We start from the raw sequence: 20,493 nt of genomic DNA, 5'->3' as shown, positions 1-20,493 counted from the left end.
TTTTAAATTAATTGTGGCTACTTTGATTGAGGAGCGGTTGAGGTGCGTAAAGACGCTTGCGAGATAACCTCTCGAAGCGTGCTCATCAGCGCCGCCGCTCCGGGGGAAAGCCGCTGGTGGCGTAAACTTACTAGTCCATAAGGCTGCACGCTGAGCGTTTCGCTAAATGGAAGTAGATGAAAGCGCTGCGGCGGGCAGAGCAGGTCAGCGGTCTCCCGGGTGGTCACCGTAATGGTGTCGGATTTATCAACCAGCGCCAGCGACACCAGCAAATCGGCAGTGTTGACGACTTGACGGGGCGGCGCTACCTGATGGTGAAGAAACAGACTGTCCACGCGCTGGCGCATCAGCGCTCCGGGTGGTTGCAGCGACCACGGATAGGCGGCCATATCGGTGAGATGCAAGGATGTTTTGCCTGCCAAAGGGTGCCCCTCGCGGCAGACAAAACACAGCTCCTCCTCACCGATTTCCTCAAACACAAAGTGCTCTATGTTGCTGCCTGAAGGAATACGGGTGATGGCAAAATCCAGTTCTCCCTCCAGTAAGCGTGGCACCAACGCTTTGCTAACATCTACTTCCACACTGATTTTGAGTTCCGGACGGTCTCGCTGAACACGTTCAATGGCACTGGTGAGTAGCGTAACCGCAGGTGCCATCACGGTGCCGACCGCGACGGTGCCTAGGTTGCCATCGCGTAGTGCGGTCAACTCCTCACCGGTATGCCGCAGTGCCGACAGCACGCTATGCGCGTGGCGAATCATCACCTCTCCATACCAATTAGGCGTTAGCCCCCGTGGCTGACGGTCAAACAAGCGCACGCCCAGGTTGGCTTCCAGGTCACTGAGCAGTTTTGAGGCAGCGGGTTGGCTCATGTTTAGCTGGGCGGCAGCACGGTGCAGGTTGCGTTGCTCATCAAGTGCTAAAAATAGCTGAAAGTGACGCAACTTTAGTCGTGCGTGAAGAAACCAGTTCTCGTCAAGAACACCCATGAAATAAGCCTTCTAGTAGTACTGATAACAATAAAGATATCGAAATTGACGCATTTGCATATTGGTTGGTTATGGCAGAGCTGTCTACTGTAGGGCATGTAATAGCGCCGACCATGTCGCGCTAGTAAAGCGATGCTGCGCAAGAACAACTATGTCGAGCTAATAACAACGTCCTCAACAGGGGAAATAACATGCCTCTCATGCGCTCCAAAACAAGCCGCGTTGGTTCAATACTACTGCTGAGTGCAGGAACCGCAGCGCTATTTATTAACGTGGCCCAGGCCCAAAGTGATAAGGAACCCATGGTAAATAGTGAAGCAGAGCATGGCGTCACCGAATCCGTGTTTGGCCAACTTCCTGATGGTCGTCAAGTGGACGTTTATCAACTCACCAACGCCAACGGCATTGAACTGCGAGTTGCCAATTATGGCGGTACGATCCTTTCGCTAAAGACGCCTGACCGGGAAGGCAATGTCGACGATATCGTATTAGGATTCGACTCGCTGGACGAGTATTTATCTGATGAATATCAACAGGCTAACCCTTACTTCGGTGCCATCATAGGGCGCTACGGCAACCGTATTGCCGAAGGGCAGTTCACGCTTGAAGGTGAAACTTACACGCTTGCCACCAACGATGGCGACAACCACCTGCATGGCGGCCAACAAGGGTTTGATAGGGTGCTTTGGCAGGCCGAGCCGTTTGAAAATGATGAAGGCAAGGGGCTTGTGCTGCGCTATACCAGCGACGATGGCGAAGAAGGTTACCCCGGTCGCCTGGAAACTGAAGTGACTTACACTCTGACCGATGACGATGCCTTGATCGTCGATTACCGCGCTGAGACCGATAAGGCAACGCCCATCAACCTTACCCAGCATAGCTACTTCAATCTCAAGGGTGAGGGAAGCGACTCCATTCTTGATCATCAGCTTATGCTCAACGCCGACGTCTTTACACCGGTCAGTGAATCCTTGATTCCGACGGGAGAGCTGCAACCAGTTGAAGGTACGCCGTTCGATTTTACCCAGGCAACACCGATTGGCGAGCGGATTGAGCAGGACAACGAGCAGCTCTCTTTCGGTGGCGGCTATGACCATAACTTTGTGCTTAACCGAGGTGACGCGGAACTCGGTGATCTGGTGATGGCGGCCAAAGTATGGGAGCCACAAAGCGGGCGGATGCTGGAAATCGAAACTACCGAGCCAGGCATTCAGTTCTATTCGGGTAATTTCTTGACCGGCGACCTGACCGGTAAAAGTGGCCAACCCTACCCGCAGCGCTCTGGCTTTGCGCTGGAAACCCAGCACTTCCCCGACTCGCCCAACCAGGACAACTTTCCCAGTACGATTTTAGAGCCAGGAGAGACTTACCGTTCGCGCACAGTCTTCCGCTTTTCTGTCCAGGACGATATAGGCTCGACCTGATCAACAACTGCCTTTGGCATCAATAACACCAACAACCGTTAAAACGTCAGGAGCACAATAATGGGCATCGTAACCACTTTCACGCGTTTGGCGCTGGGTAGCGCAATCATGTTGGCCTCGCTGGGTTCAGTACAGGCGCAAAGTGACGACGTGAAGATCGGCTTTATCGTCAAAAAGCCGGAGCAGGCATGGTTTATCAACGAGCAGCGCGCGGCCACTGAGGTAGGGGAAGAGCTCGGCTTTCAAGTGGTTCGTTTAGGCGGCGAAGACGGTCAGGAAGTACTCAGCGCCATTGATAACCTCTACGCCCAGGGCGCTCAAGGGTTTGTCATTTGCCCACCCGATGTGCGCCTGGGGCCTGCGATTATGAACCGTGCCGAGCAGTACGGCATGAAAGTGATCACCGTGGATGATCAGTTTGTGACCTCCAGCGGTGAGCCGATGGAAGGCGTGCCGCACCTGGGGATGTCGGGAACCAAAATCGGTCAGCAGGTAGGCGAGGCGATTGCCGCTGAAATGGAAGCGCGTGGCTGGGACCCTCAGGAAGTAGGCGCGCTGCGTATTACCAACAACGAGCTACCGACGGCTGTAGAGCGTACTGACGGTGCCACCCAAGCGCTGCTCGCCTCAGGCTTTCCGGAAGAGAATATTTTCGACGCACCTCAGCAGAGTACCGACACCAACGGAGCATTCTCGGCCGCATCGCCAGTGCTTTCCCAGCGTGGAGAGTACGAGCATTGGGTCATTTATGCCCTCAACGAAGAGAGTGTACTTGGCGGTGTTAGGGCAACTGAACAGTACGGCTTGGCGGCGGAAGATGTCATCGGCGTGGGGATCAACGGTTCGGGCGCGGCGTTTGCCGAGTTTTCCAGAAATAACCCGACCGGCTTTCATGGCACCGTCGCCGTCAGTTCCACCATGCACGGCCGCCAGACCGCAGAAGATCTTTATCGCTGGATAGCCGAGGACCAAGAACCATCGGCCAACACTGAAACGACCGGTACGCTAATGACACGTGATAACTGGGAAGAAGTACGTGAAGAGCTAGGCCTTTAAGGCGATTTGTCACGGACTATCTAATGGGGTGCTTACGTATGTCTGATGCCTATCTACGTTTCGATGCGATTAGCGTCGTCTTCCCCGGCGTGCGTGCGCTGGATAAGGTAAGTTTCGCCGCCCATACCGGGCAAGTTCATGCGCTGATGGGGGAGAACGGCGCGGGTAAATCTACCCTGCTCAAGGTGCTTAGCGGTGTTAACCGGGTTGCTGAAGGAGCGTTGTGGATCAACGGGCAGCGCCATGTGTTCAGTAACGCCAGGGAAGCGCTGAGTGAAGGGATTGCCATTATCTACCAGGAGCTGACCCTCTCACCCAACATGTCGGTGGCCGAGAACCTGTTGTTAGGGCAACTGCCGACACGCAATGGGTTTATCGATCGCCGCCAGTTAAAACAGAAAGCGCTGGCAATACTTGCCGACCTGGGCGAGGGGGCTATTCATCCCTCAACCAAAGTGCGTGAGCTCTCGATTGGCCAGCAGCAGATGATCGAAATTGGCCGGGCGCTGCTTCGGGATGCCAAGGTGATCGCCTTTGATGAACCTACTAGCAGCCTCTCCATTCAGGAAATTCGCCAGCTTAAACGCATCGTCAAGCGGCTGCGCGATGAAGGGCGGGTAGTGCTCTATGTGACTCATCGCATGGAAGAAGTATTTGAGATGTGCGATGCGGTCACTATCTTCCGCGACGGCCAGCATATTCGCACCCACGAGGACATGTCAGCGCTGAATCACGACCTGCTTGTCAGTGAAATGGTGGGCCGCGATATCGATGATGTTTACGGTTACCGCCCGCGTGAGCAAGGTGATGTGGTCTTGAGCGTGGAGGGGATTCAGGGGCGTGGTCTCAAGGCGCCGGTGAGCTTCTCGGTCAAGCGCGGTGAGGTGTTTGGGCTGTTTGGGTTAGTGGGCGCGGGGCGTAGCGAGTTGCTACGGCTGGTGTGCGGGGTCGAGGCCCCCAAAGCTGGCAGCGTTCACTTTAAGGGTGAATCGCGACGTTTTAAAAGCCCAGCCGAGGCAATCCGTGCGGGAATTGCCATGTGCCCCGAGGACCGTAAATCCCAAGGTATCTTTCCGGTGGCGAGCGTGGCTGACAACCTTAATATCAGCTGTCGGCGTTTTTTTAAACGCTGGGGCGCCTTCCGCCATCCAGGTCGCGAGCGGCGCAATGCAGAAGCCTATATTCAGCAACTCAGCGTTAAAACGCCCGGCCACCGCACGCCGATCGGCAAGCTTTCGGGTGGGAATCAACAGAAGGTGATTTTGGCCCGTTGGCTCGCAGAAGAGATCGACCTGTTCGTGATGGATGAACCAACGCGTGGGATTGATGTGGGCGCACGAAGGGATATTTACGCGCTGCTCTACGACCTGGCCGAACAGGGGAAGAGTGTGGTGGTGATCTCCAGTGATCTAGCTGAGGTGAGTTCCATCTGTGATCGCATTGCCGTCATGCGTGATGGTGAACTGGTGGACATAGTGTCGCGTGATTCTGCCACGCCGGAGCGATTGTTGGGGCTGGCGTTGCCAGCGTAAGCTGACTTTTCAGGATATCAATAATGACAACGAACAAATCAACCTCCTTTGATGGCGACGTACCAGCGCCTGCGCGTCCGGCAGGGCGTCGGGGGCTTATAAAACCGCTACGCACACTGTTGGACACCTCAGGTCTGATCGCCATTTTTTTGCTGCTGTTTATAGCGCTAGCCGTGTTTATCCCCGGTTTTCTCACGGGCCGAAACATGGTCGGGCTGCTACTGTCGATCACCCTGATCGGTAGTCTGGCGACCACCATGATGCTGGTGCTGGCATTGGGTGAAGTGGATCTCTCGGTGGCCTCTACGGTGGCCTTTGCAGGGGTGGTGGCAGCGATAGTGACGACCAGTACCGACAGCGTGTTTATCGGCGTGATTGGTGGGATTGTTGCTGGGGGCGCGGTAGGTGTTTTTAACGGCTTGGTCATTGCTAAGTTCGGCATTAACTCACTCATTGCAACATTGGCCGCGATGGAGTTTGTGCGCGGGCTTGCCTATATCACGTCCGGTGGCGATGCGGTGATGATTACCGTGCCAGGTTTCTTTGACCTGGGCAGCGCCTCCTTTCTTGGCCTGACGCTGCCGGTGTGGACCATGCTGGCCTGCTTTGTGATCTTTGGTGTGGTGCTCAATATGACCGCCTTCGGGCGTAATGTGCTGGCCACCGGCGGTAACTCGGAAGCCGCTTCGCTGGCCGGGGTCAATGTGCGCCGCCTCAAGATCATTGTGTTTGGTCTTCAGGGTGTGGTGGCAGGCGTTGTTGGCGTGCTTTTGGCATCACGCATGGGGCTTGGCGACCCCAATACCTCCATGGGGTTGGAGCTTGCCGTCATCTCTGCCTGTGTACTGGGCGGGGTCGCGCTATCGGGTGGCGTTGCCACGATTACCGGCGTGTTGGTTGGGGTGCTGATCATGGGCTGCGTACAAAACGCCATGGGCCTGCTTAACGTACCCACCTTTTACCAGTACTTGGTGCGAGGCGCGATTCTACTGCTGGCGGTAATGTTTGACCGCTGGAAACAGACCCGTCGTCAGCGGGCTTGACGGTCACGTCTTTATCTCATTTTCCACAATTACTCGTTGTACGGAGACTTCCCCATGTCCGATCTCAAGCGTCCGCTTCGCTCTGCCCAGTGGTTTGGTACTGCCGACAAGAACGGCTTTATGTACCGCAGCTGGATGAAAAACCAAGGCATTCCTGACCATGAGTTTCAGGGCAAGCCGATCATCGGTATTTGCAATACATGGTCAGAGCTAACGCCTTGCAACGCGCACTTTCGCAAGCTGGCTGAGCATGTGAAGAAAGGTGTATTAGAAGCGGGGGGCTACCCGGTTGAATTTCCCGTGTTCTCCAATGGTGAATCGAACCTGCGCCCCACCGCGATGTTTACTCGCAACCTGGCCAGCATGGATGTAGAAGAAGCTATTCGTGGCAACCCGATTGATGCAGTGGTACTGCTGGTCGGCTGTGACAAGACCACCCCTGCGCTGCTCATGGGCGCGGCGAGCTGCGATATTCCCACCATTGTGGTTACCGGTGGGCCGATGCTCAACGGCAAGCACAAGGGCAAGGATATTGGTTCGGGTACGGTAGTGTGGAAGCTTTCCGAGCAGGTCAAGGCGGGGGAGATCTCGCTACATGACTTTATGGCCGCCGAGGCGGGCATGTCGCGCTCTGCGGGTACCTGCAACACTATGGGCACTGCCTCGACCATGGCCTGCATGGCGGAGTCCTTGGGTACCTCACTGCCCCATAACGCTGCGATCCCAGCCGTGGATTCGCGCCGCTATGTACTTGCGCACCTGTCGGGCAACCGGATTGTCGAGATGGTCAATGAAGACCTGAGACTTTCTAAAATTCTTACCAAGGAAGCCTTTGATAACGCCATCCGCACCAATGCCGCGATTGGTGGCTCTACCAACGCAGTAATTCACCTCAAGGCGATTGCCGGGCGTATCGGGGTAGATCTCAATCTAGATGACTGGAGCCGGGTAGGGCGCGGCACTCCCACGGTGGTGGATCTTCAGCCCTCAGGGCGTTTTTTGATGGAGGAGTTCTACTACGCGGGTGGTCTGCCCGCTGTGCTTAAACGGTTGGGCGAAGCTGATCGACTGCCCTTCAAAGATGCGTTAACCGTTAACGGCAAAACCTTGTGGGAAAATGTTAAAGACGCTCCGCTGTATAACGATGAGGTAATCCGTCCACTGGATAACCCACTCACCGCGGATGGCGGTATCTGCGTGTTGCGTGGCAACCTGGCGCCGAACGGGGCAGTGCTCAAGCCTTCGGCGGCGACGGCCGAGCTGATGCAGCATCGTGGCCGTGCGGTGGTGTTTGAGGACTTCGACGATTACAAAGCGCGTATCAACGATCCAGACCTGGACGTTGAAGCCAGCGACATTCTGGTCATGAAGCACTGCGGGCCGCGCGGCTATCACGGCATGGCGGAAGTCGGCAATATGGGCCTGCCACCCAAGATCCTCGCCCAGGGAATTACCGACATGGTGCGTATTTCCGATGCGCGGATGAGCGGTACCGCCTATGGCACGGTGGTACTGCACGTGGCTCCGGAAGCGGCAGCGGGCGGGCCACTGGCTGCGGTACGCAATGGCGACATGATCGAACTCGATTGTGCCAACGGTCGGCTGCACTTGGATATCAGCGATACCGAACTTGCCACGCGCTTAGCCGAAAGCGACCCCACCGCTGCATCTACGTTAATCGCCAGCCAGGGCGGTTACCGCCAGCTCTACATTGAACGGGTGCTGCAAGCAGATGAAGGCTGCGACTTCGATTTCCTGGTGGGTTGTCGTGGGGCTGAAGTGCCCCGCCACTCACATTAAAAGAGGCTATAGCTCACTGAAAACTGCTACCCAGGCATAAACACGATGCTGGTTTGAGAAATTTTGGCTTAAAAGCCCCGTTGGCACGACCCAACGGGGCTCATGTGCCAAAGGTAACCATTAAATATGCAGATAAATAAGAGAGAATTTAAGGTATTGGCACTGGTTTTATTTTTTAAGATATTGTATTTAAATAACTTTAACTATTTGTGGTACGGGTTGGTACGCCTGCTGCAATATTTCATACAAGAACGCAGCATCAGGAAGATGCACACAGTATCAGGAAGATGATCAGTTCTTAGCTAGATGTTTCTTATTTAAATTTACGAAGTAACAGAAAGCGTATTACTCAGGAGGCATGACATGAAAATGGAAGCTCTGAAAAAACTAGGTATCTTAGGCGTATCTTTTGGTCTGATGGCAAGCCCGCTCGCTTTCGCTGAAATGCAAAGCGGCACCGAGCAAGAACCCATGCCGCAAGAAGAGCCGATGCAGGATGAGCAAGGCAACTTCAACTCTTACGATACTGAGCACGATCAGGATGTAACGACTGAGTACGAAGAGGAAGAGCAAGAATTCACTTATGAAGAAGAGGAAGAAGAGCAGGAGTATGACACTGATACTGATTCCGACAGCGATGATCAGTGGTAATACCGCCTACTAACGGAATGACTCTTTTTTCGGCTCAAGGATGAGCTACAAAATGCCCCGCCAATTGCGGGGCATTTTTGCGTTTAAAGACCGCTTAGAGGCTGCTGGTTTATAGGCTATTGTTAAATGTGATTAATCACCTGATCCGTAACGACAACAAGGACGCCCTATCGTGGTGAACTGGAAAGAAACACCGCAGCTGCCCAAGGCCGAAGGACGTATTGAGGCTATTGACTTGGCCCGTGGTATTGCCATTGGCCTTATGATTGTAAGTCACGCGGTAAGCGGATTGGTGGGTATTCGAAACGTGCCCGACTGGGGCATGGTACCTGTCCATTTTTTAACCAAGTTCTCATCATCGCTGTTCATTTTAGTGTTCGGCATCGCGCTGGCGGTGGCTTTTCTCTCTCATACGCAAACGGATGGGTGGCCCAAGCGGCGCTTGAAGCTATGGCTTCGCGCGTTGGAAGTCTGGTTCTGGTACAAGGCGCTTGTCATTATCGAAATGCTGCCCTTCAGTTCTCCCGCCGATATTGTTGATACGCTGCTTTACGGCCGTTTTGCCATCTGGGTGGAGATTCTTGGGTTCTATGCCATCGCACTACTCTGGGTACCGTTAATCCTGCCGCTCTGGGCGCGGGCGCCTCTTTGGAGCCGTATTGTCGTGATTGCAGGATTGGCAGGGCTTTCTACTTGGCTGCAGGGGGTTACCTTTGGTGGAAATGATATTTTGAAAGCGTTCTTGGTAGATCACCAGGATCATTACGCCTGGGGCCAGATTAGCCGGGCCCCGCTGATTCTTATTGGGCTATTGATCGGTGAGGCGCTGCTACGCTGCTACTTTACGCCCCCGTTACGCCGTCGTTTGGTGCTGATGCTCATGGGGATAGGCGCGCTAATGATTGCGGCCTTTTATGGAATCGCCTTTACCGAGGGCGATGCTTATGCCGCCATGATGGCCGTTGCCAATAATGCTGGTAAACATCCGCCCGGTCTTGAGTTCATGCTGTTCAGCGTTGGCGGCGCGCTTGTGCTGTTGGGGTTGGCCCTGGCAGGAGGCGCGCTGGCTGCCAAGGCACTCTTGCCGCTTACCGTGGTCGGTAGCGATGCGCTTAAAGCGTTTATCTTTCATATTGTGATGATTTTTCTGGTGCTGCGTTTTCTCCTGCAGAGCGAGGGTATGTACAGCTATCCACAGGCGCTTGGCATTGGTGGCGTGTTAATTATTGGTGCCGCTGTCTGGATCTGGCTGACCCGTTGGATAGCCAGGCACCGTTAGGAGGTAGTTTGCGATTACTAAAACGCTGGCTTGCAGGCGTGGCGCTGATGCTGGCCCTGCCTGTTTCAGCCGCCGTGCATGCAGCACAGGAAGTGGATAAACAGACCCCTTGGCAGGGCGATCTAAATGCCCGCATGGCGGCTATCGAAGAGTTCTTTGGAGGTGAGCTTGGTGTATATGTGCAAGACCTGGCCACAGGCGAGGCCTACTCCTGGCGGGCGGACCAGCCCTGGTATCTAGCTTCGCTGGTGAAAGTGCCTATTGCGGCACAGGTGCTGGCCGAGCGTCAGGCAGGCACACTGACCCTTGAGCAGCGCCTGACGCTTACGCAAAGCGATTTTGTGGACGGCGCTGGACCGATAATCTGGCACGATCCTGGAGCGCGGATCTCCATTCGTTACCTGCTGGAGCAGATGATCATGGTCAGCGATAACACGGCCTCCGATATGTTGATAAACCGAGTGGGTCTGGATGCCGTTAATGCCAGAGCGCAAGCCATGGTGGCAGCCGGTGGCGGCCAGCCAGAGCATATAGGCCCGATTACCCGGCTGGTAGGCGTGCGCCAAGGCGTTTATGGGCAGCTACACCCAGATGCACGCACGCTAGGCGGCATGGATTTTATCGCCCTCCGCCAGAATCAGATAAGCCAGCGCCCGGCCGCGCTTGCACGTGCGCTGGGTATCAGCCCCGAGATGCTGAACCAGCCCGACTACGACCACGCCTTTGATGCGTATGAAGCAACGGGCGAAAACGTTGGCACGCTGCGCGCGTACGGTGACCTGTTGGCAAGCCTTGAGCAAGGCGGCTTGGAGGACCTGAATGCCACCCAGCGCGAAACGCTGCTGGAGATCATGCGCCGAACCCGCTCCGGTGAACAGCGTTTGAAAGCCGGTATGGGCGATGCGTTCAGCTTTGCGCACAAGACAGGCACACAGCATCGTAGAACCTGCGATGCGGGCATCGCCGAGCGTGTGGCAGCAGGTAGCGACGGCGGCCCGTGGGTCATTGTTACCTGTAGCCGTGGCCCGATAGCAGTAAGCGAGCACGAGCATGCCCTGACCCGCGTAGGTGAGGCGCTGCGTTACAGCGGTGCGCTTGGCGCGCCTTGATTTCGGCTGACACCACAACCCATACGCGAGCGTGGTAAACTAATGGCCCACTATGATGGTTAAATAAAGGAGTTTGTTATGGCACGTGCCAGCGCCCGTCACATTCTGGTCAACAGTGAAGAGCAGTGCTTATCCCTTAAACAGGAAATCGAAAACGGCCGTGATTTTGCCGAAGTGGCCAAGCAGCACTCAAGCTGCCCGTCTGGTCGTCAAGGCGGTGATTTAGGTAGCTTTGGCCCCGGCCAGATGGTGCCTGAGTTCGATAAAGTCGTTTTCAGCGGTGAGCTGAACCAGGTTCACGGCCCGGTAAAAACGCAGTTTGGTTACCACCTGCTCGAAATCACTGACCGCAGCTAAGCAGCCAGTGTTGCTATAGCCGTGCACCGCCTTCAGGCGTGCACGGCTTATTTTTCGTTTTGCTTATTTTTCATTTTTAAGTGTGTGGTCTCGCGTAAAAACTGCCTCACACGTCGCGGCTTTTACACTGTGGTGTAAGGAGTACGCCTTGAACGATCCGATTATTTCGATTACCGGCCTGAATAAAACCTACCAAGGTGGCTTTCAGGCGCTTACCCATGTGGATTTAACCATTCAGCGTGGCGAAATATTCGCCCTGCTGGGCCCGAATGGCGCAGGTAAAACCACGTTGATTAGCGTGGTGTGTGGGTTGGTGAACCCAACCCAGGGCCAGGTGCTGATTGATGGCTTTGATAGCGTTCGCGACTACCGCCAGGCGCGAGAACGCATCGGCCTGGTGCCTCAGGAACTGACCAACGAAGCCTTTGAAACGGTATGGAACACGGTCAGCTTCAGCCGCGGCCTGTTTGGCAAGGCACCCAATCCTGCCCATATCGAAAAGGTGCTGAAATCCCTGACGCTATGGGATAAGCGCCACAACCGCTTGATGACCCTTTCAGGCGGTATGAAGCGCCGCGTGCTGATCGCCAAGGCGCTTTCCCACGAGCCGCGCATCCTGTTTCTGGATGAGCCCACGGCGGGGGTGGATGTAGAACTTCGCCGGGATATGTGGGAAGTAGTGCGAGGGCTTCGCGAAAGTGGCGTCACGATCATTCTCACCACCCACTACATTGAAGAAGCCGAGGAGATGGCCGACCGCATCGGCGTGATCAACCGCGGTGAAATCGTGCTGGTGGAAGAAAAAGCGGCGCTGATGCAAAAACTGGGCAGTAAACAGCTGACTCTGCAGCTGCAGTCACCGCTTACCCAACTGCCGAATGCTTTGCAGCATGAAGCGTTGAGCCTTACGGCCAATGGTCATGAACTGGTGTATACCTACGATGGTCGCCAAGAAGAAGAAGGCCATGGCATTCCTGCGCTGCTGGCCACGCTTGAGCGTGAAGGCATCACCTTCAAGGACCTGCATACGCGGCAGAGTTCGCTTGAAGATATTTTTGTTGATTTGGTCAAGGAGCGCGCATGAACCTTTACCCTGTTCGCGCCATTTATATGGCGGAAATGGCGCGTACGCGACGCACCATGTTGCAAAGCATTGTCTCGCCGGTTATCTCAACCTCGCTCTACTTTGTGGTGTTCGGCGCTGCCATCGGCTCGCGCATCAGTGAGATTGGCGGGGTAAGCTACGGTGCCTTTATCGTGCCGGGGCTGATCATGCTGATGCTGCTGACCCAGAGCGTGTCTAATGCCTCGTTCGGCATTTTCTTTCCCAAGTTCTCGGGCAGTATCTACGAGATATTGTCAGCGCCCATCTCGTATCTTGAAGTGGTGATTGGTTATGTGGGGGCGGCGGCGTCCAAGTCGATTCTGCTGGGGCTGATCATTCTCGCCACCTCTAGCTTCTTCGTGCCGCTGGAGATCGCCCACCCATTCTGGATGCTGACGTTTCTAGTGCTGACCGCGGTTACCTTCAGCCTGCTCGGGTTCATTATCGGCATCTGGGCGGATGGTTTCGACAAGCTCCAGCTGGTACCGCTATTGGTCATCACGCCGCTTACCTTTCTCGGCGGCAGCTTCTACTCGATCGATATGCTGCCCCCCTTCTGGCAGAACGTCACGCTTGCCAACCCGGTGGTGTATCTGGTCAGCGGCTTTCGGTGGAGCTTCTACGGCATCAGCGATGTCAGCATTGTGGCCAGTGTGGCCATGATTTCGCTGTTTCTCGTGGCAAGCCTTGTCACCATTGCCTGGATATTCCGCACCGGCTATCGCCTGAAGCCATAACCCGTATTCTTCATGTTTTAACCTTTAGAGCTGATACCCCCTTATGCCGCTACTGCACAGTATTGTTCATCGCCTGGCCCCATCGCTTGATGGTGAGCGCTTAACGCTGACCGCTGCGCCCGCACCTGCCCAAAGCGATGACCCGGCCATGGCGAGCCTGGTGAATACGCTGAATGACACGTACAACACCAAGGCTAAAGGCTGGGGAAGCTTTGCCGAAGAGGGCGATCAGGCCGGCCCTTTGCTTGCTTGGCTGCATGACTATATGGCCGGTGGGCAGGATTTTACCCAGCTTTCTACAGCCATTGCCGAGCGCCTGGCCCGCGAGCTGCAGGCACAGCTTTCGGTAAGCGGCTATCTGCTGCTGGCGCACATTCGCCAGGGCGATACCGAAACCCTGTTTATCGCCCTGGTCCATCAGCGTGAAGGCATTGGTATTAACGAAGACCACCAAGCCGTGCCCGCCGCGCAGTTGAATACTAGCCAGCTGACGCTTGCTGCCCGCATTAACCTGACCCAGTGGCAGAGTGAGGCACCTGGCACCCAGTACGTGTCGTTTCTGAAAGACCGGGGTGGTAAGAAGCTTGCCGAGGGCATGACGACGCTATTGGGTATGGAAGAGGGCATCGATGCCCCTCTTGAGACCCGCACGCTGCTAAAAGCCTTTAGCGACTATGTGGAAAAGGAAGACCTCGACGAAGACGCCAGCCGCGAAAAAACCGACACCTTGGTGGATTACGCCAACGAGCAACTGCGCCGGGGCGAACCCATGACCCTGGAAACGCTCTCGGAGCTGGTGGACGAACAGCAGCCCAAAGCGTTTTATGAGCATATCCGTAACGTCGATTACGGGTTGGCTGACGAAATTCCGCCGGACAAGCGTACCATCAGCCAATTCCGCCGGTTTACTGGGCGTTCAGGCGGCGTGTCCATTAGCTTTGACTCACACCTTTTAGGTTCCAGCATCGAGTATGACGAAGGCCAGGACCGGTTGATCATCAAGCAAGTGCCCAAGCAGTTAAAAGAGCAGTTGGCCAAGCGGAAATCGTGAAGGGTGAGTGGAGAAACGTGAATGGTAAGGGGTGAAGGAGATATGGGGGGTGGTGGACGATGGCACTAAGCTTGCCCTGTAGCGTCGAACCTTCACATACACCTATTATCAGGAGAGCGCCCCATGCTGGATGCGATTACCGATTTCTTTCAACGCGCCCTAGCCGAACCCGAGCAGCGCGAAAATCATACGCTTACCCTTGAGCTGGCCACTGCGGCGCTGCTTTGCGAAGTGATGCGCGCTGACTACCATGCAAGCGACGCAGAGCGGGCGGCGTTACAGCAGATGCTTACCGCTCGCTACCGATTAAGCGAGCGTGAAGTTGAAGAACTAATGACACTTGCCGAAGCGGAGGTCGAAGAGGCGGTCGATCACTACCAGTTCGTCAGTTTGGTAAAAGAGCACTACAGTTATGCACAGCGCTGCGAGCTGGTGGCGCTGATGTGGCAGCTGGCCTGGGCTGATGGCAGCGTGGACCCGCTTGAGGAGCACCGCATTCGACGCTTGGCGGATCTACTTCATGTAAGCCACAGTGATTTTATTCGCACCAAACTACAGGTAAAGGAGCGCCACGACGCGCATGAGTGAATCACCTGAAGCGACCAATCTCACCGAGCTGATCCAGGCGATGGAGGAGAAGGCGGATGGTATGTCCCACGTTAGCGTCAATGATATTGTCGATGCCGTAGGCCGCCGCTCCTTTGGACCACTGCTGCTGATCGCTGGAATCATTACCCTGATCCCTGTCATTAGCGGTATTCCAGGTGTACCCACCTTCATGGCTGTACTGGTGCTATTAGTGTCGATTCAGCTGCTCGCGGGGAGGAGAACATTTTGGCTACCCAAGTGGTTATTAAACCGTTCGGTATCTCGCAAAAGCTTTGATAAATCCCTTCATATTATGCAAAAGCCCGCTAAGTGGATTGACAGCCTGCTTGGTGCTCGATTGGTATGGATGACGAATGACGCGGGTATTCGCGTGACGGCACTTGCCTGCCTAGCTGTGGCGGTGGCCATGCCGCCGATGGAACTCGTCCCCTTTACGGCTAACGGAGCAGGCGTTGCCCTTACGCTGTTAGGTCTAGGACTTGTCGCACATGACGGGGTGGTGCTCTCACTAGGGTTTTTGGTTACCGGCGCCACGTTCGTGGCGATGCTTATGTATTTTTTGTAGCGTTTTAAAGCGCGTGTATGGGCGCTCTCCTAATTGAACTATGCTATACCCTCCAAGGAGGTAACTTATGAGGGGAAAGGTGCGCATGGACATAAAAAAAGCGGTGGCTGTCACACTGGCCTTGATACTCGCAGGTTGTAGTAGCGATCAGCCTGGCTGGATGGACGGCGCGTTAAATGACGTTGACCAACGCGCATGGATGTCAGCTTCCCATGAAGCAAAGATAGCAACTGCCGGACAGTGGCTGGAACAGTGGCAGGCTGAGGGTAGAGTAGCGCTGGATAAACCGATAGAAGAGATGCAGCCTGAAGCAGAGACGTTGGTAGAGTGTCTTGATGATAAGTTGACAGGTTCGATGAATATGCCTGTCGATGTAGTGAAGCGGAATGCCCTTATATGCGCGCATCAACAAGACTACCGCCACTAGGTATTCGGTTAGTCCTTATATGTGCAGTCTGACGTGTACCTAAACACCTAGCTAATATGCGTCAAGTAACCCCTCTACCAGCTGGTTTAACCGCTGCTGAAACTGCCCTCCAGGCGAAGGCGGCGTGGGGTCTGAAGTGATCACTACCGTCATGGCCCGTTCGGGTATGACGTAAAGCGCCTGGCCACCGTATCCGCGCCCGTAGTAGGTAGGCGTTTCTGCCAGTTGGGTAATAAACCAGCCAAACCCGTAGCCGTCGCCTGTCCATTGAGAGATGCCGCGCGGTGTCCATGAATCTTCTACCCAGCCTTCGGGCAGTATGCGCTGACCTTCCATCATGCCGTCATTGCGATAAAGCTCGCCTACTTCAATCAGAGCACGCGGCGAAAGCTGCATGTCGTTGCCGCCAAAGTAGATGCCTTGCGGGTCACGCAGCCAGGGGGGAATGGAGATATTCAGCGGCTCACCCAGCAAGCGCTGGGCAAGCGCGTAGGTAGTTTCTCCGCTGGCATGAGTAAGCGCGGCTGAAAGCAGATGGCTTGTGCCGGTGGAGTAGAGCATGCGCCCTCCGGGCTCATCGACGAACGGGCGGCTCAGTGCATCGTTAACCCAATTGGCGCTTGCCACCCAGGCGCCGTAGTTACTGCCTGAGGTGCGCTCAAGCCCTGCCTGCTGGGCAAGCAGATGCGCCACCGTAATATTCTCAACGCGTGGGTCAAGGCCTGCTGGCAAGTGCTCACCGAAAAGCGCTGCCATGGGCTGCTCGACGGATTCAATAATGCCTTCTTCAATCGCCGCGCCGGTAATGGCCGCCAGCACCGTCTTGGAAAGCGACTTGATATTGGTAGGCGATGCTACGCCTGGGCCGCCTTGATGAAACTCGTGGATAATCTCGCCATCGTAGGCCACTATCACGTTGTGTACGCGGTCTAGTTGGCGGGTTTGATGGTTTAGTGTCTGAAGTGCATGCGCAGAAGGTTCATTAGCGGCTGCATAGGCGGTGGGTAACAGTGAAACAACAGCTAACGAAACAAGCAAGGCAGTAGCGCGCATCGTGGCACCTTCGGTATAAGTGGCAAAGGTTCGAGCTTCAGAAGCGAGAGAGGTTCCACCATGCATGCCCCTGGCGAGCTGTCTCAGCAGGTCGGTGCCAATGCACGAAAAGCACGACTGGCGAAGAACCTTTCCCCCAACCTTGGCGCAGATGAAGCGTATCAACACAGTAGAGGTACTGTTAGCAATCGATACCCAGCAGCAGAAATGATTCAGCGAGCATTCCACGAGAACCGTCAGCGTCTCGGCTAACGCTAGCAATACGGCCCGCAAGCCTAGCCGTTTTCTGCTTTCTGAAAGGGAAATGCAGGAGCATTACGCAAAAAGCTGAAAAGCCTGCTAGGCTGAAAGCGTTATCTAGACGTAAGTAACCCTTTGATTTCATCAAAAACGCAAACTAGCAAGGAGCGCCAATATGCGTAATATCATCTATATCGTAGGTCTGATCGTCGTTGTACTGTTCATCCTATCAATGCTCGGCCTGCGTTAATCGCGCCAATAAAAAGCCCACAGGCAAAACCTGTGGGCTTTTTTGTGCGCGTCTGTTTTTACGCAAGCACCTTCCTTAAGCGCAGTCGGCCGCCCCTTGGCCGAACATATCAAACATCAGCTCGCGCCCCATGGCCGTTAATACAAAGCGGCCATATGCGTTAAAAGTGGCGGCGTTACTTACTTCCAGGGTCTTTTGGCAGGCTGCCCACCCAGGCGCTTGAGTGCGCAAAGCATTAAGCTCACGTTCGGCCAGGCCGCGCTGCGCAAGCGTGACGCTCTCAAGTACATACCCGTGGTCATAAAGCATTTCGGCTACCGATGAAAGGCAGTGGCGAAGACTACGTTGAGCGCTAATGGCAGGTGTGTGGCTGGAATCGTGAACGTACTGTGCATGCATGATGCGATGTCCTGCGAACGGCGCGAGTGAATATATTGCAGTACATTGTAAAGCAGGGGAGGGTGTTAGACCAAGGTCTAAATCGTCGCTTTTACGCTGGTCTATTAGATATTCATCGAATTGTAAAACACTGCTGCCAGCATAGCGTTTTTTCATATTACTGTTGCTAAGATTTATTTGGTTATATTAAATATGACGCATTTATTTAGCTTGCACTTAATTAGTAACAATATAAGCAAAGAAGTTACATAAATAATACAAATATGTTTATTTGTGTATTTTTGTTAATTCAAGGCTTTTAATGAATATTAAGTTCTATTTTAAGTTATGGTATTTATATAATTAATTAAGATGAAAGGAAGTGGAAAACGTTTCAGTAAAATAAACAAACGACAGTTTGATTAAGTCTGGCTTTCATCTTAAAAGAAATGAATTAATAATAACGCTTAAAATAGTGTTTATGCATTATTGCTAATAATAAAGCAGAAATGAGGGCAAAAGGAAAATGCTAACTGAAATAAAAAGCGCATAACTATATAAGCAAAGGGAGCGACTGATATGCCGAAGGGGAAAACAATGCCATCTGAGGCCGATAGAAGAGCGATGGCACCAATGGCCCTCCGAAGTAGAGTAGCCGCTAAACAGTTACTTTCTATGGGTGCCCTAAACGAGTATGCAACCTTTTTTGCATTAAGTAAGGTGCCTTTAAAAAGTGGGGAAAAGACAATGCTGGCAAAAAAGATAACGGTTTTGGCGGGGGGCGATCCAACGCTGCAGCACACACAGCTGAAAATTCTTGAAAAGCAAATGGCTGCCGTTAGGCGCTACCTCAGCCAGCAGTATTTTAAGTGTAAAAATGTTTAGAAAAACATAGGCTTATGTTTTTTGGCAATATTTAGCTGAGCATGACGGTAATCTACTGAATAGAGACGCATGGCGCTAAAGTAACTTCGTTTTCAGCCGATAGTATTGGCAACGTACATGGCTTTTCTCTGCGAGGACTAGATTTATGGCATCAATTACTGCACTCGGCGTGGGTTCTGGGCTGGATCTCGCTGGTTTGGTGGATCAGCTCAAGGCAGCCGAACGCCAAAAATTGACCCCTGTTCTTCAACAGCAGAGCGCCCAAAAAACTAAAATTTCTGCCTATGGGCGCCTTGAGTCCGCAATGGATAGAGTGCAGAGTTCTATTACTGCGTTGAACGATGCCGCCACATTTAAACAGCACAAAAGTACGGTAACCGGCAGTGGCGTTTTGGCAACCGCCAGCGAAACAGCTAATGCTGGGCGTTATGAAATCACCGTTTCACAGCTGGCCCGTTCGGGCAGTGCTGCCTCCAATAGTGTAACGCTTGACCAGGTGCTGACAGCAGAAGCCACAAACCTGACCCTGAATTTTGGCGCTACCTATACCGATGGTGAGTTTGACAGCACAGCGGCACCTCAAAGTAGTTATAACCTTGAAATAAAAGCGGGTAGCACGCTGGCTGATGTTCGTGATCAGATCAATGCAGATAAAGAAGCTGGCGTTACGGCTTCCATCATCAATGACGGTACAGGATATCGCTTAGCGCTGAGTTCTAAAGAAACGGGCAAAGAGGCCTCTCTGGTTGGTTTCTCAGGGCTTGCATCTCTGACAATGGATGCAGCTACGTTACGTGCAGGCCAAGATGCTGAGCTGAACGTCAATGGTATTGCTATTACTAGTACAACCAACCGAGTGGAAGAAGCTATTCAGGGGGTAACGCTTGACCTTACAGCTGTCTCCGAGAACCCCGCTACGCTCGTGATTGAACGTGACGAGGCGTCGCTGAAAGAAGCGATTAACGCGTTTGTAAGTAACTACAATGAGATGAAATCCACCGTTGGACGTATGACCCAATTTAACGGTGCAGGTGAGACGTCTGGAGAGCTGGTAGGGGATCGCACCGTTCGTACCATTGAAGACCGTTTGCGCCGAGATATAACGGATAGTCTTGGAACAGGCGATATCTCAAGGCTTTCTCAAATGGGAATTGCCATTGACGAGCGTGGGCGCCTAAAGGTTGACGAAGCTAAGTTGGACGAAACCATAGCTGATAACCCGGAAGGACTAGCTGCCTTTTTCGCCGGTGACACGAAAGAGGGTGGTTTTGCAGGACGTTTAAGTTCAACGCTTAAAGAAATAACGGCAGATGATGGCATCATTCAAAGCTCTGTAGGTAGTGCTGAGCTGCGCGTTGATAGCTTGGAGAAACGTAAGCTACGTATGGAAGCTAGTATTGAGCGAAGCACTGAGCGTTACCGTAAACAGTTTGCGGGACTAGACGGCATGATCGCGCAAATGAATTCTATGAGCAGCTATCTCACGCAGCAGTTCGACATGCTGGGTGCTATGCAGAAGAGTAAGTAAAATAGCAATTAGATGAATCATGTTAATTGACAAAAAAAGTATTTTTTCTAAAGAATCCAGCTGGCCTGCCGTTAATTATAACAACGGCGGCGTACGCGCCACCAAGCAGGCCATAAGGCCAGTTAATCTTTGGAGAGCATTTCCATGTCTGTAATCAACACTAACATCACTTCCATGATTGGCCAGAACAACCTGCGTTCTTCGCAGAGCATGCTGGCTCAGGCGCAAGAGCGCCTTTCTTCTGGCCTGCGTATCAACAGCGCATCTGACGATGCTGCCGGCCAAGCCATCGCCAACAAAATGACTGCCCAAATCAAGGGTATGGACCAGGCGAGCCGTAACGCTAGTGATGGTATCTCTCTGGTTCAGACCATGGAAGGCGGTCTTGATCAAGTTAACGATAACCTTCAGCGTATTCGTGAGCT

21 protein-coding genes are annotated in these 20,493 nt (G+C 53.7%); 18 read left to right on the top strand and 3 right to left on the bottom strand.

Annotated elements, in window-relative coordinates; genetic code table 11:
- Positions 1-17: 17 nt before the first annotated feature.
- Positions 18-989, bottom strand: a complete 972-nt coding sequence (locus ELY25_RS14705) for a LysR substrate-binding domain-containing protein (RefSeq protein ID WP_126952019.1) — start codon at positions 987-989, stop codon at positions 18-20.
- Between the two features lie 191 nt (positions 990-1,180).
- On the opposite strand from ELY25_RS14705, the gene ELY25_RS14700 reads away from it, so the two are divergent.
- From ELY25_RS14700 to ELY25_RS14630, 15 genes are all read left to right on the top strand, one after another.
- The gene (locus ELY25_RS14700; RefSeq protein ID WP_126952018.1) at positions 1,181-2,413 is read left to right on the top strand and encodes an aldose epimerase family protein; all 1,233 of its coding nucleotides are present in this window, start codon (positions 1,181-1,183) and stop codon (positions 2,411-2,413) included.
- A gap of 60 nt (positions 2,414-2,473) precedes the next feature.
- Positions 2,474-3,469: an arabinose ABC transporter substrate-binding protein gene (locus ELY25_RS14695; RefSeq protein WP_126952017.1), complete on the top strand. Its 996-nt coding sequence runs from the start codon at positions 2,474-2,476 to the stop codon at positions 3,467-3,469.
- A 38-nt stretch (positions 3,470-3,507) separates the two neighbouring features.
- On the top strand, positions 3,508-5,001 hold the full coding sequence (gene araG / locus ELY25_RS14690; RefSeq protein ID WP_126952016.1) for an L-arabinose ABC transporter ATP-binding protein AraG: 1,494 nt from the start codon (positions 3,508-3,510) through the stop codon (positions 4,999-5,001).
- 23 nt (positions 5,002-5,024) lie between these two features.
- Positions 5,025-6,044, top strand: a complete 1,020-nt coding sequence (gene araH / locus ELY25_RS14685; protein ID WP_126952015.1) for an L-arabinose ABC transporter permease AraH — start codon at positions 5,025-5,027, stop codon at positions 6,042-6,044.
- 54 nt (positions 6,045-6,098) lie between these two features.
- Positions 6,099-7,844: an IlvD/Edd family dehydratase gene (locus tag ELY25_RS14680; RefSeq protein ID WP_126952014.1), complete on the top strand. Its 1,746-nt coding sequence runs from the start codon at positions 6,099-6,101 to the stop codon at positions 7,842-7,844.
- A gap of 363 nt (positions 7,845-8,207) precedes the next feature.
- Positions 8,208-8,495 carry a hypothetical protein gene (locus ELY25_RS14675; protein WP_126952013.1) on the top strand — a complete coding sequence of 96 codons (288 nt, stop codon included), beginning with the start codon at positions 8,208-8,210 and terminating at the stop codon, positions 8,493-8,495.
- A 172-nt stretch (positions 8,496-8,667) separates the two neighbouring features.
- A complete protein-coding gene (locus ELY25_RS14670; RefSeq protein WP_126952012.1) occupies positions 8,668-9,774 on the top strand; it encodes an acyltransferase family protein in 1,107 nt (368 codons plus the stop codon).
- 8 nt (positions 9,775-9,782) lie between these two features.
- The gene (locus tag ELY25_RS14665; protein ID WP_236995747.1) at positions 9,783-10,883 is read left to right on the top strand and encodes a serine hydrolase; all 1,101 of its coding nucleotides are present in this window, start codon (positions 9,783-9,785) and stop codon (positions 10,881-10,883) included.
- A 78-nt stretch (positions 10,884-10,961) separates the two neighbouring features.
- A complete protein-coding gene (locus tag ELY25_RS14660) occupies positions 10,962-11,240 on the top strand; it encodes a peptidylprolyl isomerase (RefSeq protein WP_126952011.1) in 279 nt (92 codons plus the stop codon).
- Between the two features lie 148 nt (positions 11,241-11,388).
- Positions 11,389-12,324 (top strand): ABC transporter ATP-binding protein, encoded by a 936-nt coding sequence (locus ELY25_RS14655; protein ID WP_126952010.1) that lies wholly within the window; start codon positions 11,389-11,391, stop codon positions 12,322-12,324.
- Complete coding sequence (locus ELY25_RS14650) at positions 12,321-13,082, top strand: ABC transporter permease (RefSeq protein WP_126952009.1); 762 nt, start codon at positions 12,321-12,323, stop codon at positions 13,080-13,082. The genes ELY25_RS14655 and ELY25_RS14650 overlap by 4 nt, the downstream gene beginning before the upstream one ends.
- A 43-nt stretch (positions 13,083-13,125) precedes the next feature.
- On the top strand, positions 13,126-14,133 hold the full coding sequence (gene yejK / locus ELY25_RS14645; RefSeq protein WP_126952008.1) for a nucleoid-associated protein YejK: 1,008 nt from the start codon (positions 13,126-13,128) through the stop codon (positions 14,131-14,133).
- A 123-nt stretch (positions 14,134-14,256) separates the two neighbouring features.
- Complete coding sequence (locus tag ELY25_RS14640; RefSeq protein ID WP_126952007.1) at positions 14,257-14,721, top strand: tellurite resistance TerB family protein; 465 nt, start codon at positions 14,257-14,259, stop codon at positions 14,719-14,721.
- Positions 14,714-15,307, top strand: a complete 594-nt coding sequence (locus tag ELY25_RS14635) for an exopolysaccharide biosynthesis protein (protein WP_126952006.1) — start codon at positions 14,714-14,716, stop codon at positions 15,305-15,307. Before ELY25_RS14640 ends, ELY25_RS14635 begins: the two co-directional genes overlap by 8 nt.
- A 67-nt stretch (positions 15,308-15,374) precedes the next feature.
- On the top strand, positions 15,375-15,734 hold the full coding sequence (locus ELY25_RS14630; RefSeq protein WP_126952005.1) for a hypothetical protein: 360 nt from the start codon (positions 15,375-15,377) through the stop codon (positions 15,732-15,734).
- Between the two features lie 51 nt (positions 15,735-15,785).
- On the opposite strand, the gene ELY25_RS14625 is transcribed toward ELY25_RS14630, so the two are convergent.
- Both ELY25_RS14625 and ELY25_RS14615 read right to left on the bottom strand, forming a co-directional pair.
- Positions 15,786-16,787 carry a serine hydrolase domain-containing protein gene (locus tag ELY25_RS14625; RefSeq protein ID WP_126952004.1) on the bottom strand — a complete coding sequence of 334 codons (1,002 nt, stop codon included), beginning with the start codon at positions 16,785-16,787 and terminating at the stop codon, positions 15,786-15,788.
- 565 nt (positions 16,788-17,352) lie between these two features.
- Positions 17,353-17,676 (bottom strand): hypothetical protein, encoded by a 324-nt coding sequence (locus tag ELY25_RS14615; protein ID WP_126952003.1) that lies wholly within the window; start codon positions 17,674-17,676, stop codon positions 17,353-17,355.
- Positions 17,677-18,234: 558 nt separating this feature from the next.
- Between ELY25_RS14615 and ELY25_RS14610 the strand changes: the two genes are divergently transcribed.
- From ELY25_RS14610 to ELY25_RS14600, 3 genes are all read left to right on the top strand, one after another.
- A complete protein-coding gene (locus ELY25_RS14610; RefSeq protein ID WP_126952002.1) occupies positions 18,235-18,540 on the top strand; it encodes a hypothetical protein in 306 nt (101 codons plus the stop codon).
- Positions 18,541-18,685: 145 nt separating this feature from the next.
- Positions 18,686-20,068: a flagellar filament capping protein FliD gene (fliD, locus tag ELY25_RS14605; protein WP_126952001.1), complete on the top strand. Its 1,383-nt coding sequence runs from the start codon at positions 18,686-18,688 to the stop codon at positions 20,066-20,068.
- A 144-nt stretch (positions 20,069-20,212) separates the two neighbouring features.
- Positions 20,213-20,493: flagellin N-terminal helical domain-containing protein (locus tag ELY25_RS14600; protein WP_479715062.1), on the top strand; the 281-nt coding region annotated here is incomplete at its 3' end.

Origin of the sequence: Vreelandella populi (genome assembly GCF_003989825.1) — a bacterium.
GTDB classification, from domain to species: Bacteria; Pseudomonadota; Gammaproteobacteria; order Pseudomonadales; family Halomonadaceae; genus Vreelandella; species Vreelandella populi.
This window is presented reverse-complemented; position numbering and strand designations above follow the sequence as displayed.